Here is a 16353-nt window from a genome sequence, read left to right on the forward strand (position 1 = left end):
GGGGGCAGATGCCCCCATTTTTATGCGATCAACGAATTCTGTAGTGGAGATACATCGAATGGCTACACATGCCGATCCCAATAAGCCTCTGGACGGGGAAGTGACGGAAAACACGCCTGAACAGGCACAACAGGGCACCCCCGAGCACGAACAGCCAGAGATTTTGGCTCAGCAGCCCGAAGAAAGTTCGGCTGATCTGGCCACCGAGTTGGCTCAGGCTCAGGAAAAAGTGTCGCAGTACTACGACCAGCTGCTGCGTGCCAAGGCCGAAGTGGAAAACATTCGCCGCCGTGCGGAGGATGATGTCTCTAAAGCCCGCAAGTTCGGCACCGAGTCCTTTGCTGAAAGCCTGATTCCCGTGCGTGACAGCCTGGAAGCGGCTCTGGCCCAGACCGAGCAAAGCACGGACGCCTGGAAAGAAGGCGTGGAAACTACCTTGCGTCAACTGAACAAGGCTTTTGAGCGCAACAACCTGAAAGAAGTGGCTCCACAAGCCGGTGACAAGTTTGATCCGCACCTGCACCAAGCCATTTCGGCCGTGCCTTCGGAGTTTGAAGAAGGTGCAGTGGCTCAGTTGCTGCAAAAGGGCTACACCATTTCGGATCGCGTGCTGCGTCCAGCCTTGGTGATGGTGTCGGCCCCCAAGTAATAGAGCCAGCCTGTCTGTGCGCGCAGGCTGTCCGGAATTAAGGCGTTTTTGACTGCTTTTTCGGATCAGCCGCTTGCACAGTAAAAAAATAAGGCCATTGCTCTTGAAATGCACGCAGAGTTCCCCATATGCATTTCATCAAATAATTTGCTTTCGCAATCAATCTTTTAGTCAGGTAAAAAATCATGGGCAAAATCATTGGTATTGACCTTGGAACCACCAATAGCTGTGTATCGGTGTTGGATGGCGACCAGGTTCGTATTATCGAAAATGCCGAAGGCGGTCGCACGACCCCTTCCATCGTGGCTTACATGCAGGATGGCGAAATCCTGGTTGGCGCTCCTGCCAAACGCCAGGCGGTCACCAACCCCACCAACACTATCTTCGCTGTCAAGCGCTTGATCGGTCGTAAGTTCACTGAAAAGGCAGTTCAGACAGACATCGAGCACGTGCCTTACACCATCACTGCGGCCGACAACGGCGACGCATGGGTTGAAGCTCAAGGCAAGAAGATGGCACCTCAGCAAGTGTCCGCCGACATCTTGCGCAAAATGAAGAAAACCGCCGAAGACTACCTGGGCGAAGAAGTAACCGAGGCCGTGATTACCGTGCCTGCTTACTTTAACGACAGCCAGCGTCAGGCAACCAAGGACGCAGGCCGCATTGCCGGTCTGGAAGTCAAGCGCATCATCAACGAGCCTACCGCCGCAGCTTTGGCTTTCGGTCTGGACAAGGCTGACAAGGGTGATCGCAAGATCGCTGTGTACGACTTGGGTGGCGGTACGTTTGACGTGTCCATCATCGAAATCGCCGACATCGACGGTGAGAAGCAATTTGAAGTGCTCTCCACCAACGGTGACACCTTCCTGGGTGGCGAAGACTTTGACAAGCGCATCATCGACTACATCATCGACGAGTTCAAGAAAGAAAGCGGCGTTGATCTGTCCAAGGACGTACTGGCCTTGCAGCGCCTGAAAGAGTCCGCTGAAAAAGCCAAGATCGAACTGTCTTCCACGCAGCAGACCGAAATCAACCTGCCATACATCACGGCAGACGCTTCCGGTCCCAAGCACTTGAACCTGAAGATCACTCGCTCCAAGCTGGAAGCGCTGGTTGAAGACCTGATCGAACGCACGATCGAGCCTTGCCGTGTTGCCATCAAGGATGCGGGCGTGAAGGTTTCGGAAATCGACGACGTGATCCTGGTCGGCGGTATGAGCCGTATGCCCAAGGTGCAAGAGCGCGTTAAAGAGTTCTTTGGCCGTGACCCACGTAAAGACATCAACCCTGACGAAGCTGTTGCCGCTGGTGCAGCCATTCAAGGTTCCGTGTTGTCCGGCGATCGTACTGACGTCTTGCTGCTGGACGTGACTCCTCTGTCCCTGGGTATTGAAACCCTGGGTGGCGTCATGACCAAGATGATCCAGAAGAACACCACGATTCCTACGCGTCACTCGCAAGTGTTCTCCACGGCTGACGATAACCAGCCTGCTGTGACCATCAAGGTGTTCCAGGGCGAGCGTGAAATCGCTGCCGGTAACAAGGCTCTGGGCGAGTTCAACCTGGAAGGCATTCCACCAGCAGCACGTGGCCTGCCACAGATTGAAGTGACCTTCGACATCGACGCCAACGGTATCTTGCACGTGTCCGCCAAAGACAAGGGCACAGGCAAAGAGAACAAGATCACCATCAAGGCAAACTCCGGTTTGTCCGACGAGGAGATCGAGCGCATGGTGAAAGATGCCGAGGTCAACGCAGCAGAAGACCACCGCATCGCCGAGCTGGCTGTTGCACGCAACCAGGCCGAGGCTTTGATTCACTCCACCCGCAAGTCCATGACGGACTACGGCGACAAGCTGGAAGCGGAAGAGAAAGAAGCCATCGAAAAGGCCATCGCTGATCTGGAGGAAACTCTGAAAGAAGGCGATAAGGAAGCCATCGACGCCAAGGTGGAAGCACTGGGTGTGGCCTCGCAGAAACTGGGCGAGAAGATGTACGCCGACATGCAGGCTCAAGCCGCAGCACAAGAAGGTGCTGAAGGCACAGCCCAGCAGCCCGCCGACGAGAACGTGGTCGACGCTGACTTTAAAGAAGTCAAACGCGATCAGTAATTGCGAGCCTGAATAAGGTTCCCTGGCCCGATCTTTGGCGGCATACGCTGGAGATCGGGCATTATTATTCAAACAGCGGCGTTTGGACGTCGTTAATCAAACATGGCAAAACGCGATTTATACGAAATTCTCGGTGTGGCCAAAAATGCGACGCAGGATGAAATCCGCAAGGCGTATCGCAAGCTGGCCATGAAGTTCCACCCTGACCGTAATCCGGATAGCAAGGACGCCGAGGAAAAGTTCAAGGAAGCCAAGGAAGCGTACGAGATCCTGTCCGACGAACAGAAACGCGAAGCCTATGACCGCTATGGTCATGCCGGAGTCGATCCCAATGCCGGCATGGGCGGTATGGGTGGCGGCATGGGCGGGGCCGGATTTGCAGACGCCTTTGGCGATATATTTGGCGAAATCTTTGGTGGTGGCGGCGGACGTCGTGGCGGTGGCCCTCAGGTTTACCGTGGCGCGGACTTGCGCTATTCGCTGGATATCAGCCTGGAGCAGGCAGCAGCCGGTTTTGATACTGAAATTCGTGTACCAAGCTGGGAAAACTGCGAAACCTGCTCGGGTTCGGGTGCCAAGCCCGGTACCTCTGCACAGACTTGCCGCACTTGCCAAGGTAGTGGCGCGGTCCGTATGCAGCAGGGCATTTTCAGCATGCAGCAAACCTGCCCGACCTGTCACGGTAGCGGCAAGGAAATTCCTGATCCCTGCGTGGTGTGTCACGGCGAAGGCAAGGTCAAGAAGACCAAGACTTTGCAGGTCAAGATTCCAGCCGGTATTGATGATGGCATGCGCATTCGCTCCAGCGGCAATGGTGAGCCTGGCGTTAACGGTGGTCCTGCCGGTGACTTGTATGTGGAAATCCGCATCAAGCCGCACGGTATTTTCCAGCGTGATGGCGAGGACCTGCATTGCGAACTGACCATCCCCTTTACCACGGCGGCCTTGGGCGGAACGGTGGAAGTGCCTACCCTGACAGGGCGTGGCGAAATCACCATCCCTGAAGGCACCCAAGTGGGCAAGACCTTCCGCTTGCGTGGCAAGGGTATCAAGGGTTTGCGTTCCAGCTACCCCGGTGACTTGTACTGCCACATTCAAATCGAGACACCTGTACGTCTGAACGAAGAGCAAAAGAAATTGCTGCGTCAGTTTGAACAGGCCTTGAGCGATGGTGGCGTCAAGCACTCGCCAAAAAGCGAATCCTGGACGGACAAGGTGAAGGGTTTCTTCTCCTGAATCCTGGCAGGGCTCCAGCAAGGAGTCGCCAAGTAGAAAGTAAAAAGCCCGGTACTTTTGTACCGGGCTTTTTTACGCCTGCTCAACGTTCAGGCAAGCGGGGTTGCTGGCTTGATCAAGGTTGGGCATCCAGTGGCTCTGGAGCCGGCGCTGTCACCGGAGCCTGTTCTGCGGTTTCAGGTGCTGGCGCGGAGGCGCCTTGCTTTTGACGCTCATGGTCAGCGGCAATCGCTACGACCATTTCCTTGGGTTTCAGGTATTTGCGCAAAACCGCATTGACTTGCTCCGCATTGAGCTTTTGCAGATCCTGGTCCATTTTCTCGGACCATTCAAAGCTGCGGCCCAGGTCCAGGTAATTCAACCACGCACTGCTGACCACGGTGTCCTGGCTGCGCGACAAGCGGCGGTAGTTCAGCAAGGCATTCACACCTTCCTTGACCTCTTGCTCGCTAAAGCCATCTTTCAGTGTTTGGGCCAGGACCTCGTCGATAGTCTTGCTCAACTTATCGCTATTGCTGGGAGCGTGAATGGCATAGACCGTCCACGAACCCTTGGGTTCATAGCTGGACGCATCCACCTGGCTGCGTACGTTGTAGGACAAGCCATCCTCTACGCGCACACGGTTCCACAAGCGCGAGGTTTCAGACAGGCCCAGCAAATAGTTGGCCAGATAGACAGCCGGGAAGTCCGCATCGCTGTCTTGCAGTTTCAGGCCCAGGTCCGCCAGATAGAAAGCATTTGCCTTGTCCGGCGTGTTGATGTCAAAGACCTTGGGAGCCACGGTCTGCAGTGGATCGTCCGGACGCTGGTAGGTCGGGGCTTTGCGCCAGCCTTTCAAACCATCGGCCAACGCCTTGCGAACCTCGTCCTTGTCAAAGTCACCCACGGCACTAAAGGCGACATCACCCGTACCGTAGAATTTTTGATGGAAATCCCGCACCTGTTTGATGTTAATCGCCTGGACTCGCTCTATGCCTTCTTCAAAGCTGGGCGTGTAGCGGATATCGTCTTTGGGCCATGGGTTGGTGTAGCGTTCAATCGCTTGGCTGGCCAAAGCAGCAGGTTCAGTGCTGGCCGATTTCAGATCGGTGACCACGGCTTGCTGATATTTCTTCAGCTCGTCCTCGGGGAAGTTTGCGTTGCGCAGCACGTCCAGCGCCAGAGCAATGGCTTTGGGCAGGTTCTCGCGGTTGGAGGACAGGCTCAGGTACAGACGACCATTGGAGCCGCTGGTGCTGAACTGGGTTTGCATGGCGGTGAACTGATCAGAAATCTGTTCGCGGTTCAGTTTCTTGGTACCGGTGCTCAGCAGGCTGGCGACGGCTGCAGCGGTAGCGGTCTGGTTCTTGAGCTGATCAGGTGAACCAAACTTGAAGGACAAGCGAGCCTCCACGCGTTCCGCGCGAGTTCCCTTGGGCAGCAGGGCCATTTTCACTTCGCCCAGATCCTTACCCAAGGATAAGGGCTGCAGATCGGTGCGGGCCATGATGTTGGCAGGGCTAGGATCAAAGGCTTCTACCGTTTTGCCGCCATCCTTGCCGGTGTAGTCCTGGACCAGCTTGGCCACATCAACGGTGCTGGCTTCAGGAGCGCGCAGCGGTTTTTCTGTGGGGATGTACAAGCCATTGCTGCGGTTGCTGGCGACTAACCAGGTTTCCAGTGCCTTTTGAACTTGGGGCAGCTTGGCGGCTTCTACCCGGTCGCGCTGCAGGAAAAACAAACGCCAGTCGCCGCTGGCCGCGGCTTCGGATAACGCGCTGGCCAGACTGGAGGGGTTGGCATAAGTTTGTGTCCAGCCCGTCATCCACTGGCTGCGGATGCGCTCCAGGTCCGTATCTTTCAACGGGGATTTGGCCAGGCCTTCCAGCGTGTCATTCATGACCTTCAAGGCCTTTTGCTGATCCATATCAGGTTTCAGCTCCGCACCAAACAGGGCGTAGCCTGGATCGTGGCTTTCGGAATCAAAGCTGAATACGCTGGTGGCCAGGTTCTTGTTGACCAGATTCTTGTACAACTGTCCGCTGGGGGTGTCGCCCAAGGCGCTGATGCCCAGGCTCAAGTCCATGTATTCCGGGCTGGCAGCGCTGGGCAGGTGGTACAGCGACATGATCAAGGGCGCACCACCGTGACGGCGCAAGGTGACTGTGCGGGTACCGTCTTGCACGGGTTCAACCGTGTATTCGGGGCGCAGCGTGCGAGTCGGTTTTGGGATGGAGCCAAAGGCCTTGGCAATGTGCTCCAGAGTCTGATCGGTGTCGAACTGCCCGGTCACAAACAGCACCGCATTATCGGGCTGATAGTAGTCGTGGTAGAACTTGCGCAGTTGTTCAATATCCACGTTTTCGACGTCGGAGCGGGCGCCAATCGTGGTCTTGCCGTAGCTATGCCATTGGTACGCAGCGGCTGTCAGCTTTTGCATCAGAACACGGAAAGGGCTGTTTTCACCGCTTTCCATTTCATTGCGCACCACGGGCATTTCCGCTTCCAGATCCTGCTTGTCGATCAGAGCGTTGACCATCACGTCGGCTTGCCAGTCCAGATACCATTTCAGGGTCTCGGGATCAGCGGCGAAGCTGGCAAAGTAATTGGTACGGTCGCTGGAGGTGGTGCCGTTGGCTTCCAGGCCACGTTTGGAAAATTCTCCCAGCGCATTGCGCAGGGTGGGGGTGCCGCGAAACAGCATATGCTCCAGAAGGTGAGCCATGCCGGTTTGCCCATAGTTCTCGTGTCGCGAGCCGACCAGGTAGGTCATGTTGACGGTGGTCGTAGGTTTGGAATCGTCTGGGGCCAGAACAAGGCGCAAGCCATTGTCCAGCGTGTATTGAGTGACGCCTTCGATAGAGGGGCCTTGGGCCAGACCTGCGGGTAGGGCATAGGCTGCCAGCGAAGTGGACAGCAGCGCAGCCCCTGCAAGATGGCGCAGGCGCAGGGCGGCAATCAGTACAGAGAGTTTCATGAACACATCCTTACGGTTTTAGCGATGAAAAAGCCAGCCAAGCCGACCAGTGTCTTTTGTAGCATGGGGCCGTTTGGCTGGGTAGGCGACTTCTCTCGCAAATGTCCTGCACCATCGAAAAAAAGCCCACCAGGGGTACTGGTGGGCAAAACAGCAAGAAACCGGTCCCTGATCTTCAGTCAGGTTTGCGCTTGAGTCTGTGCAGCGCATCATGACGGAGATGGCCGATGCTGCCGGTCAAAAACTCGTGCAAGGCGGCCAGTTGGCCCGGATTGTGCTGAGCAGTGGCCTTGATAATGTGCTGCGCAGCGTGTTCCATATTGGCGATCAGGCGTTTACATCGTTCCTGATTGGGGTAGAGGCAAGTCATGCGTCCATCGCGAGGGTGTGGCTTGCGAGTCAGATAACCAGCGTGCTCCAGCCGGGTAATCAGGGCGTGGTTGCCACTAGGGCTAAGGTGCAGGAGCTGAGCCAGCCTGCCCGGCGACAAGTGTTTGAGCTCCAGTACAAACTCCATTGCCTTGTATTCGTTCAGGCTCAGGCCCGCTTCTTGTGCCAGTTCGTGTTTGTTGGCTTCCATATAGACATCGAACTGACGCACCATCATGCGCACAATGTCGCCTCGCATATGCCCTGACAGCACCGTATCCGGAGGATCGGTGTCGATCCAGGTCCTGGTCAGTGTCTGTTTGTCTGGCATACGCACACATCCTTAATGTGGTGCGCCACCCAGCAGTCCGCTGAGCAGACCAGTGACGGGGCCCAGCAAACCGCCATTGGCTGCTGTTGTTGTGGAACTGTCCGCAGGCAGTGATGCCTGCGCCTTATTTACGGGGCTGGTCGAGATATTGCCCAGCAAGCCTGTGACAGGCGTCAACAAACCATTATTGCTGTTTGGTGTATTGGGCAAGCCGCCTGCCAGTCCGCCCAGCAGATTGCCGACCGGAGCAAGCAGGCCGTTATTGCTTGTGTCGGTGTTGAGCAAGCCCCCGCCCGCAGCATTGACCAGATTGGTGACGGGGGAGAGGAGATTTGCGTTGCCAGGGTTGTTGCTTGCCAGACCATTGAGCGGCCGGCTGTTGGCAGGTGCTTGAACTTCACCTTGACGCAGGGCGCCTGTCGCATTGGCTTGGCTGCCTGTCAAATCGGTAAGCGTGCTGCTAATGGGGTGAGGGCTGCCCGGATTATTTCTGACCAGGTCACCAACGTTGCCAACAGTGTCACTAACGACGCGGAGTACTGGCCCGGCAGCTTGTCCTGCATTCAGGGGAAGCGACGTTAGTTCAAGCCCTTGAGCCAGATCGTCAACTTCCCGTCTTATATAGACAGCCGTCTGGTAAAACTGTTCAAAATCTGCAGCGGAATAAAGTACCTCGTAAAGGGATAGGAGGGGGCCGGGCTGCTCCATCAGAGGTACTTTATCGAGTGCTGGATCGACATTCATCAAGCTCGTAGCAAATGTACTGGATACTGGCAGGGGCAGACTGTTGATACCCACGATGTCAGCCTGTGCGCTTAGTGAAACCAGGTTAGCTGCCAGGCCGAGCAAAATGATCCTGCTGGAGGCAAAGCGTGTCTTTGTAGTCATGACTTACTCCATCTGGTGATCAGGATTGCTCAGCCATTTCAAGCAGGACTTAGGAAGATCCTGGGGTTAAGGAATAGGGCGGTGTACGCCCCATCCCCTGTGCTTAGCGAGGGCTGCCCAGCAGTCCACCGAGCAGTCCGGTTACCGGTGCCAGCAAGCCGCCATTGTTGGTGCCTGCAGCGGCTCCACCACCAGCGTTGACGCTGCCCGAGGCGCTGGTATCTACGGAAACAGTTGCACCGCCGCCCAGGAGCCCGCCGACCAGGCCGGTCACAGGTGCTAGCAGGCCGCCATTGGCAGCGTCACCGCCTGCCAGGCCGCCAGTCAAACCACCTACCAGACCCGTGACAGGAGCCAGCAGGCCGCCGTTGGCCGCATCACCGCCGCCCAGGCCGCCCACCAAACCACCGACCAGGCCTGTCACGGGTGCCAGCAAACCGCCATTGGCTGAATCACCGCCTGCCAGGCCGCCAGTCAAACCACCGACCAGGCCCGTCACGGGCGCCAGCAAACCGCCATTGGCTGCATCACCGCCGCCCAGGCCGCCTACCAAACCACCGACCAGGCCCGTCACGGGAGACAGCAAGCCACCGTTGGCTGTGTCGCCGCCACCCAGACCACCCGTCAAACCACCGAGCAGGCCGGTCACAGGGGCCAGCAAGCCACCGTTGCCAGCATCACCACCGCCCAAACCGCCAGTCAGTCCGCCGAGCAAGCCGGTTACTGGCGAGAGCAGCCCGCCTTCCCCATTACCTGTCAGCCCGCCAGTCAAGGAGGCGACAGCTTGTGTGGCGTGATTCAGGGTGTTGCCCAGCGGGTTCGTGTTGGTATCTGTTTTATGCAAGAGGCCACCGACCGAGGCAACAGCCTGACCCAAGTGGTTAACGGTGTCGCCCAGACCCAGTGGGGTTGCGCCATCAATCTGCGTGCCCACATTGCTCAGGGCGCTCCCTACGCCACCCAGCAAAGCATTGATAGGCTGACCAACACCCAGACCGTCACCCACTTGTTGGGTGACATGAGTGACCGTTGCACCAACAGGAGCGACTACGGTGTCCAGGGTCTCGCCGACATTGCCCAGGATGGGGTTCAAGCCAATGGGCAAAATGTTGTCGACTGTCTGGCCTACATTTGCCAAGGCAGGTTCCAGGATAGGGGCAGCATCAGCACCATTGAGCAAGTCGCCCAGCCCCAATTGTCCTGTCAGGGGATACAGCAGACTGCCTTCACCCAGCAGGGAGCCTGTCAGTGCAGCAACACCGCTGGTTGCATGGCCCAGTACGGCTGTCAGCGGCTTAGGATTGTTTGCATCAGCGTGAAGCAGGCCGCCTGCGCTACCCACGGCATTGCCCAGACCGCTCAGCAAGCCTCCAACACCCTGGCCCAGATTCAGGGGCAGGCCGCTGTTACCCAATTGCTCGCCCAAGTTGGTGACGACGCCGCCAACTTGCTGTGTCAGACCATTGATGGGTTGGCCCAAGCCGGTTGCGCCACCAATTTGTTGAGTCAGGCCTGTTGCCGTGTCCACGACAGGAGCGACTACGGTATCCAGTGTTTTGCCCAGCTTGCCGCCGGTATCTTGCAAGCCGACTGGCAGGACGTTGTCGACGGCTTCACCTACATTATTCAGAGTGGTTTCCAGTGGGCCCGGCGTACGCGTGGGGGGATTGCCGCCGTTGTCACCACCGCCGTTGTCACCACCGCCGTTGTCACCACCGCCGTTATCGCCACCGCCGTTATCGCCACCGCCGTTGTCACCGCCGCCGTTATCGCCACCGCCGTTGTCACCACCACCGTTGTCGCCGCCGCCGTTATCGCCACCGCCGTTGTCACCACCGCCGTTGTCGCCGCCGCCGTTGTCACCGCCGCCGTTGTCGCCGCCACCAGTGCCTGGGCCTGGATTGGTGGGGGTTTCCGATCCGCCGCCACCGCTGCCACTACTGCCACCACCGGATAAACTGCCGCAGGCAGTCAGCGCTAAAGTGCTGGCCATCAGGGTGGCCAGGAGTGTCAGGCGCAGGCCTGGTTTCTTGCTGTCTGTATTTTTATGCATTGCTTGCTCCAATAAATGATCGGGGGACTTGCTTGCTTCCTGAGTCTAGTTAAGCAATTCACGTGCCAATTTATTGGCTTGCCTGCAGGCCGCATGTAAGCTGGGTTTGGCGAAAAGTAGAGGAAAAAAAGAGGGCTATTTGTTACGGGTTTTAGGGGCTGGGCGGAACGTGTTACGTAACAAAAAAAGAACCGCTGACAAGCAGCGGTTCCGAAGGGGCTGAGCAGGGTGCTCAGGAGGCTCGTGGCACCAGGGCCTTGGCATCCAGCCAGGCTTTGGTGTTTTGCCTGAAGGTGCTCATGCTGTCGACCAGAAAGTCGTACATGGCAATCAGCTGGGCAGGGTTTTGATTCGCTGCCGTGTTGATCGCCTGGTTGATAGCACGTTCCTTCACAGCCAGGACTTCACGGCATTTGTCCATTACCGGATGCAAGGCAATCACACGCTTGTCCAGGGGGTGGCGGCCGCGGGTAATGTAGCCCCTGTGTTCCAGACGGTTGATCAGGGCGCTGACACCGCTGGCACTCAAGTCCATCAAATGAGCCAACTGACCTGTAGGCAATGCATCGAATTCCATGATGTATTCCAGTGCTTTGAAATCATTCAAGGGGATATTCGCTTCTTCGGCCAAGCTGGCTTTCAGGGCTTCTGCGTAGATGGTGAACTGACGGCCCAGCATTTTGCCCAGATCCATCAACATCTTTTCTGACAACATGCTTTGCTCATCGCTGTGTGAGGACCAGTTGGAGCGAGCCCCGGCGCCTTGGGCGCCAGGATGAAAGCTCACTGGCAAACTGACCGGGTTCATGACTTTATTCATCATTTCCGGCCACCTCCCAGCAAGCCACCGAGCAGACCAGTTACCGGGGACAGCAAACCACCATTGGCTTGTTCGCCGCCGGCTGCGCCAGCGTTTGCCTGTACGTTGACGCCACCTGTCAGGCCACCGACGAGACCACCGACCAAACCGGTAACGGGTGCCAGCAATCCACCACCAGCCTGACCTTCCGCTGCTGCGCCACCACCGATCGAAACACTGCCTGTGATGCCACCCACAAGACCCGTGACAGGAGCCAGCAAGCCACCGTTGGAGGCATCACCACCCGTCAGGCCACCAGTCAAACCGCCCACCAGATTGGTGACGGGAGAGAGCAGGCCGCCGGCCGCGCCGTCACCGCCACTCAAGCCACCAGTTAATCCACCGACCAGATTGGTGACAGGGGAGAGCAAGCCGCCGCTCGCGCCGTCGCCGCCAGCCAAGCCACCAGTTAGTCCACCGACCAAGCTGGTGACAGGGGCCAGCAATCCACCGCTAGCACCATCGCCGCCACCCACACCACCTAACAGCCCGGTAACGGGTGCCAGCAAGCCACCACCTTCTCCACCTGTGATACCGCCCAGTCCGCCCGTCAGGGAGGCGACGGCCTGGGTGGCGTGATTCAAGGTATTACCCAGGGGGTTGGTATTTGCATCAGTCTTGTGCAGTACACCACCCACCGAGGCGACGGCCTGACCCAAATGGCCTACCACACCGCCCAGCCCCAGAGGTGCTGCATTGTCCAGTTGGCTGCCCACATTACCCAAAGCGCTGCCAACACCACCGAGCAAGGCGTTGATGGGTCGGCCAACGCCCAGGCCATCACCCACTTGTTGGGTCACATTGGTGACGGTGGCAACCACAGGCGCTACCGTGTTGTCCAAAGCACCGCCCACATCACCCAGAATAGGGTTCAGCCCCAGTGGCAGAATGTTATCTACGGTTTGTCCGATATTGCCCAGTGCAGGCTGCAGGACAGGCTCTCCCCCCTCTGCCAGCAAGATACCCCCCAGGCCTAGCTGCGCTGTCAATGGATGCAGCAGGCTGCCTTCTCCCAGCAAGGAGCCGGTCAGCACTTCTATGCCTTTGGTGGCGTGGTGCAAGGTGTTGCCCAGTGGATTGGGATTCTTGGGATCGTTGACCAGCAAGCCGCCGACCGAACCCACGGCTTGACCCAAGTGGGACAGCAGACCGCCCGCACCCTCACCCAGGTTCAGGGGCAGGCCGGTTTTGCCCAGTTGATCGCCCAGATTGGTCACTACACCGCCGACTTGAGTAGTCAAGCCGTTGACGGGCTGCCCCAGTCCGGTCACACCACCGACGGTGCGTGTGGCATCCGTCACGATATTGGTAACGGGTTTGAGCGCACCATCCAGCGTTTTGCCCAGTTGATTGCCTGTTTTGCTCAGGTTCAAAGGCACTACGTTGTCGACAGCCTGGCCCAGATTGCCCAGTGCATTTTGGGTCAGGCTAGTGTCCTTGCCACCGCCGTTGTCGCCACCGCCGGTACCGCCGTCACCGGGCTTGGGCAGGTTAGGGTCAACAACAGGGGGGCGAACCGACACATCCAGGCCGTCGCGAACACCGCCGCGCGAGGAGCAACCGGCCAGAACGGCGGCGCTGATGACCAATGTAGCGACAACGGCACGTTGCAAGTTGCGGTGTACCGAGGCGTTTCTTGCTGAATTCCTTGCTTTCATGTCTGACTCCGATTTGAAGTGTAAGCACGCCCTTCAAGGGCTGTTGATAGACATGAAGCAAGTAGCGTGCCAAGTTCTGTTTTTGTTGTTGTGTTTTATTTTTATTGTTGTTAATCAATGTGTTGTGAGTTTTTCTGGTTTTTGTGGATCAGGATTTCATCAAAAAACAGGGTCGGTGTGAGCGTGTTTAGGGCTGTTTTTGTGGGGTGTTCCGTTCCTGTTACGTAACGTTTTTCGTAACACCTGAGGCCGGAATCTGCCGAAATGGAAAACAAAAAAGGCCATCTTGCGATGGCCTTGGGGAAAAATCGGCAGTAAGGGTACCGGCAGGATGCCTGCTAAAAACCGTCGTAGAAGAACAGAAAGTTGGTGTTCAAGCGTACTTTGCGTTTGTCGGAGTTAACCGGCAAATCGCCCAGCGGTTTGGCGACGTTGATGTCAAACAGATAGTGTTTGTTATTGGACAGCCGTACACCAATGGCAGCGGAACGCAGGCGTCGATTGTTATAGCTGTTCAGTCGCTCCAGGTTGTACCAGGCGCGTGCCCAGTCATAGGCAATATAGGGCTGAATGTTGTTGAGCCAGGTGGAGGAGTTCGTAAAGCGTCGATTGATTTCCAGCGTGGCGCCTATGCCTTTGTCGCCAGCCAGCTCGCCTTGCGGATAGCCATAGCCATGTCGCCAGGCACCAAAAGAAACCTGTTCGGAGTTTGGCAGGACGTTCGAGCTGTACTGGCCGCTGGCCGAAAAGCTCATGCCAAATTGCCCTGGCAAGGCCAGATTCTGCTTGAAAGAGGCGGTCCAGCGGGTGAAGTCCAAGTCCAGATCGGACTCGGCGTCACGTTGCAAGTAGGTGTTCAGAGACTTGCGGGCGCCCATGGCATCCAGACCTTTGTACACCCCCAGATTAACCTCGCGAGATTGACGCTGCGAGGCATCGGTATAGCGCAACTCAGCCTTCAGGGCGCGTACGTCGGTGGTGTTCTCGATCCAGACATTGTCCAGCGTCTTGTGGGTGTAGTCGTCCAGGGAGCGACTGGCATAAAAACCTGCCGTGCCTTTCAGACTGCGTTGATTGTTCAAAATAAAGGGATAGCTGATTGCCGCCCCGATACGTTCGTTGATGACCTTGCGGTTCCAGCCCTGGCTTTCCAGAACTTCATCACGCGGCTTGGAACGGTAGTGATAGCCATCAATCTCCAGATTCAAGCCATTACCGGTCAGGGGAATGGTCAGGTTGCCGCTGACGTACTTCACGTCCTCAGAGCTGGTGGGGATGGCGGCAGTCAGCTTCAGCTCTTCGCCCAAAGGCGTCAGGCTATTGGCGCTTAACTGCACCAGAGCCTGTTTGCTGGAGCCCATTTCCGCCACACTGGCATTTGCGCTGAAAGATTTGTGCTGTGCATTGATGACCAGCTCGGAGGCGCCATCAGTACGTACGGGCATGTCCAGCTTGGGATCTATTTTCAGGCCCGGAACGGTGCGCAGCAGATTCATGGTGCGCTCCAGCGTGCGCTGGGTAAGCGGCTTTTCATCCATCATGGCTTTGGCGATACGCTCGATGCGAGCCTGGCTGCGACCTGGATCGCCTTCAATACGAACACTGCCTACATGCCCTTCCACCACTGTGACTTTGATGTGTCCTTGTGCAAAGTCCTGTTGCTGCAAGATGGCAAAAGACAGGGGGTAGCCCTGCTGCTGATACAGGGCGGTGATCTTGTTCACCTCGTTGATCAGCTGGGCAATGCTAAGCGTTTTACCGGCCAGCGGTTCCAGAATCGCGGTGATCTGTTCAAAAGGAATGCTGCGACTGCCGCTGACATCAAAGCTGCGCACCACCACTTGCAGTTGTAGTTGCTGCTGCAATTGAGTCTGGGCGGCAGCGGGCGGAATGTTTAGAGATGGCGCACGCGTGCTGGGGGCCGGTGCATTAATGGGCGGCAAAGAGTCGACCGGGTTCCCCCGCAAGGGGGCGTCCGCCCAACTTTCTGAACCAGTAGCGGCCAGCCCCATAAATAATCCCAAGCTCACAATCAGGCTGGGATTTTTTTTTCTAAGGAAGGCCAGTGACAAGTGATGCTTGGGATTCATATTCATTAATCATTATTCGCTGTAAATCGGGCGCTTTTTTCTACTGTGCCGTAGTTTAACTTCGCTGTCACTTTTTGCTGTTTGAAAGCAGGGTATTTCCTCTTAGTGCTTTAAAACACTTTAACTATTACATTTTGAAACGTAAAAAAAATAGCCCTGATTTAGCTCGTTAGCAAACAGTCTTGTATGTCTGTATTCATGCTTAGTTGGGGCTGCGCGGGTTTTCCCTTGCTAACAGCAATAAATTGAAAAAAAGCTACTTTCTTTCAAGTAATTAAAGCTGGCTTGCAGACGCCTTGCAGCAGTAGCCGGTCAGTTTTTCTGTTGCATTCTGAAATGATAAAAACAGTAACATTAACAAACTTCGACACAATACAGGTAAGTAAAGGTTTCAAATTAGCTGTTTTTTGGCCTTTTTCTATGGGAAATTGGCTGTTGTAAATACACAATCATGCGTTTTTCGTATCTTTGGGCTAGAATTCGTTTGTGTATTTGATGTTTGTTACACGTAAACCCTAGTAAAAACAGATACATACATGGGTTTAAGATGATTTCAACTGAAAAATACAAAAATTGATAACAGTTAGCAGTGGAAGTTGCCAAAGTTGGCAAAGTGTAGTGCCCCAAGGGGCCTTGAATCCTCGCTGTTGAGGGTAATTTTTTCTTTTTGAATGGGGACAGTCATGAAGACTCAACTTCAGCAATTCTGGAACGATGAAGACGGTGCAACGGCTATTGAGTACGGCCTGATCGCAGGGCTGATCGCTGTGGCGATCATCGGTGTCTTGACCGCGCTGGGTACGAATTTGGATGCTCTTTTTACAACGATATCTGACAAGATCAGTGGTGCAAAGTCCGTCACGTAATAGTTTTTACGGACTCTTGTTTTGATTAAGTAAGACGTTTTGATGGTGCATCAGCCACTTCAGGTCTGGCTGTATCTTTTAGCTTGAATGGCTGATGCTTATGCCCGTTTTAATTAAGCTTTCCTTTATTTTTATTCTGCTTTTCTTTTCTGCTCAGATTATCTATAGCGATCTGAAGCTCCGGAAAATCCCTAATGCCTTATTAGTTTTTTATGGTTTGGCGGTTCTGTTGCACAAGGTTTTTGTCAGTGTGTCCTATGGCCTTCCCTGGGGATGGGGGGCGGGCT

At 56.0% G+C, this 16353-nt stretch carries 11 protein-coding genes and 1 pseudogene; 5 read left to right on the forward strand and 7 right to left on the reverse strand.

Going from position 1 to position 16353, the window contains the following annotated elements:
• Positions 1-58 precede the first annotated feature (58 nt).
• From grpE to dnaJ, 3 genes are all read left to right on the forward strand, one after another.
• Entirely contained in the window at positions 59-649 is a 591-nt protein-coding gene (gene grpE, locus ACLPGZ_RS18740; RefSeq protein WP_009459546.1) for a nucleotide exchange factor GrpE, read from the forward strand.
• A 185-nt stretch (positions 650-834) separates the two neighbouring features.
• Positions 835-2760, forward strand: coding sequence for a molecular chaperone DnaK (dnaK, locus tag ACLPGZ_RS18745; protein WP_035272098.1), 1926 nt, complete (start codon positions 835-837; stop codon positions 2758-2760).
• A gap of 102 nt (positions 2761-2862) precedes the next feature.
• Positions 2863-3996 (forward strand): molecular chaperone DnaJ, encoded by a 1134-nt coding sequence (dnaJ, locus tag ACLPGZ_RS18750; RefSeq protein WP_009459542.1) that lies wholly within the window; start codon positions 2863-2865, stop codon positions 3994-3996.
• 115 nt (positions 3997-4111) lie between these two features.
• Here the strand turns inward: dnaJ and ACLPGZ_RS18755 are convergent, their stop codons facing one another.
• From ACLPGZ_RS18755 to ACLPGZ_RS18785, 7 genes are all read right to left on the reverse strand, one after another.
• Complete coding sequence (locus ACLPGZ_RS18755) at positions 4112-6952, reverse strand: M16 family metallopeptidase (RefSeq protein WP_115633947.1); 2841 nt, start codon at positions 6950-6952, stop codon at positions 4112-4114.
• 175 nt (positions 6953-7127) lie between these two features.
• Entirely contained in the window at positions 7128-7652 is a 525-nt protein-coding gene (locus tag ACLPGZ_RS18760) for a MarR family winged helix-turn-helix transcriptional regulator (RefSeq protein WP_009459537.1), read from the reverse strand.
• A gap of 12 nt (positions 7653-7664) precedes the next feature.
• Positions 7665-8540: a hypothetical protein gene (locus ACLPGZ_RS18765; RefSeq protein WP_060186396.1), complete on the reverse strand. Its 876-nt coding sequence runs from the start codon at positions 8538-8540 to the stop codon at positions 7665-7667.
• A gap of 103 nt (positions 8541-8643) precedes the next feature.
• Positions 8644-10593 (reverse strand): collagen-like triple helix repeat-containing protein, encoded by a 1950-nt coding sequence (locus ACLPGZ_RS18770; protein WP_115633946.1) that lies wholly within the window; start codon positions 10591-10593, stop codon positions 8644-8646.
• A 232-nt stretch (positions 10594-10825) separates the two neighbouring features.
• Complete coding sequence (locus ACLPGZ_RS18775; protein WP_226348979.1) at positions 10826-11416, reverse strand: MarR family winged helix-turn-helix transcriptional regulator; 591 nt, start codon at positions 11414-11416, stop codon at positions 10826-10828.
• Positions 11413-13110 carry a collagen-like triple helix repeat-containing protein gene (locus tag ACLPGZ_RS18780; RefSeq protein ID WP_429641826.1) on the reverse strand — a complete coding sequence of 566 codons (1698 nt, stop codon included), beginning with the start codon at positions 13108-13110 and terminating at the stop codon, positions 11413-11415. Before ACLPGZ_RS18780 ends, ACLPGZ_RS18775 begins: the two co-directional genes overlap by 4 nt.
• Before the next feature lie 338 nt (positions 13111-13448).
• Positions 13449-15122 (reverse strand): ShlB/FhaC/HecB family hemolysin secretion/activation protein, encoded by a 1674-nt coding sequence (locus ACLPGZ_RS18785; protein ID WP_429641828.1) that lies wholly within the window; start codon positions 15120-15122, stop codon positions 13449-13451.
• A 761-nt stretch (positions 15123-15883) separates the two neighbouring features.
• Between ACLPGZ_RS18785 and ACLPGZ_RS18790 the strand changes: the two genes are divergently transcribed.
• A complete protein-coding gene (locus ACLPGZ_RS18790) occupies positions 15884-16066 on the forward strand; it encodes a Flp family type IVb pilin (RefSeq protein ID WP_021446907.1) in 183 nt (60 codons plus the stop codon).
• 100 nt (positions 16067-16166) lie between these two features.
• Positions 16167-16353, forward strand: a pseudogene (locus tag ACLPGZ_RS18795) (A24 family peptidase); the annotation flags it as partial.

It is taken from the genome of Alcaligenes sp. Me129 (genome assembly GCF_050487245.1).
Taxonomy (GTDB): domain Bacteria; phylum Pseudomonadota; class Gammaproteobacteria; order Burkholderiales; family Burkholderiaceae_B; genus Alcaligenes; species Alcaligenes phenolicus.

Bases quoted from the DNA above. Each gene is read 5' to 3' on its own strand.
- grpE (WP_009459546.1), top strand. From the start codon at position 59: ATGGCTACACATGCCGATCCCAATAAGCCTCTGGACGGGGAAGTGACG.
- dnaK (WP_035272098.1), top strand. From the start codon at position 835: ATGGGCAAAATCATTGGTATTGACCTTGGAACCACCAATAGCTGTGTA.
- dnaJ (WP_009459542.1), top strand. From the start codon at position 2,863: ATGGCAAAACGCGATTTATACGAAATTCTCGGTGTGGCCAAAAATGCG.
- ACLPGZ_RS18755 (WP_115633947.1), bottom strand. From the start codon at position 6,952: ATGAAACTCTCTGTACTGATTGCCGCCCTGCGCCTGCGCCATCTTGCA.
- ACLPGZ_RS18760 (WP_009459537.1), bottom strand. From the start codon at position 7,652: ATGCCAGACAAACAGACACTGACCAGGACCTGGATCGACACCGATCCT.
- ACLPGZ_RS18765 (WP_060186396.1), bottom strand. From the start codon at position 8,540: ATGACTACAAAGACACGCTTTGCCTCCAGCAGGATCATTTTGCTCGGC.
- ACLPGZ_RS18770 (WP_115633946.1), bottom strand. From the start codon at position 10,593: ATGCATAAAAATACAGACAGCAAGAAACCAGGCCTGCGCCTGACACTC.
- ACLPGZ_RS18775 (WP_226348979.1), bottom strand. From the start codon at position 11,416: ATGATGAATAAAGTCATGAACCCGGTCAGTTTGCCAGTGAGCTTTCAT.
- ACLPGZ_RS18780 (WP_429641826.1), bottom strand. From the start codon at position 13,110: ATGAAAGCAAGGAATTCAGCAAGAAACGCCTCGGTACACCGCAACTTG.
- ACLPGZ_RS18785 (WP_429641828.1), bottom strand. From the start codon at position 15,122: ATGGGGCTGGCCGCTACTGGTTCAGAAAGTTGGGCGGACGCCCCCTTG.
- ACLPGZ_RS18790 (WP_021446907.1), top strand. From the start codon at position 15,884: ATGAAGACTCAACTTCAGCAATTCTGGAACGATGAAGACGGTGCAACG.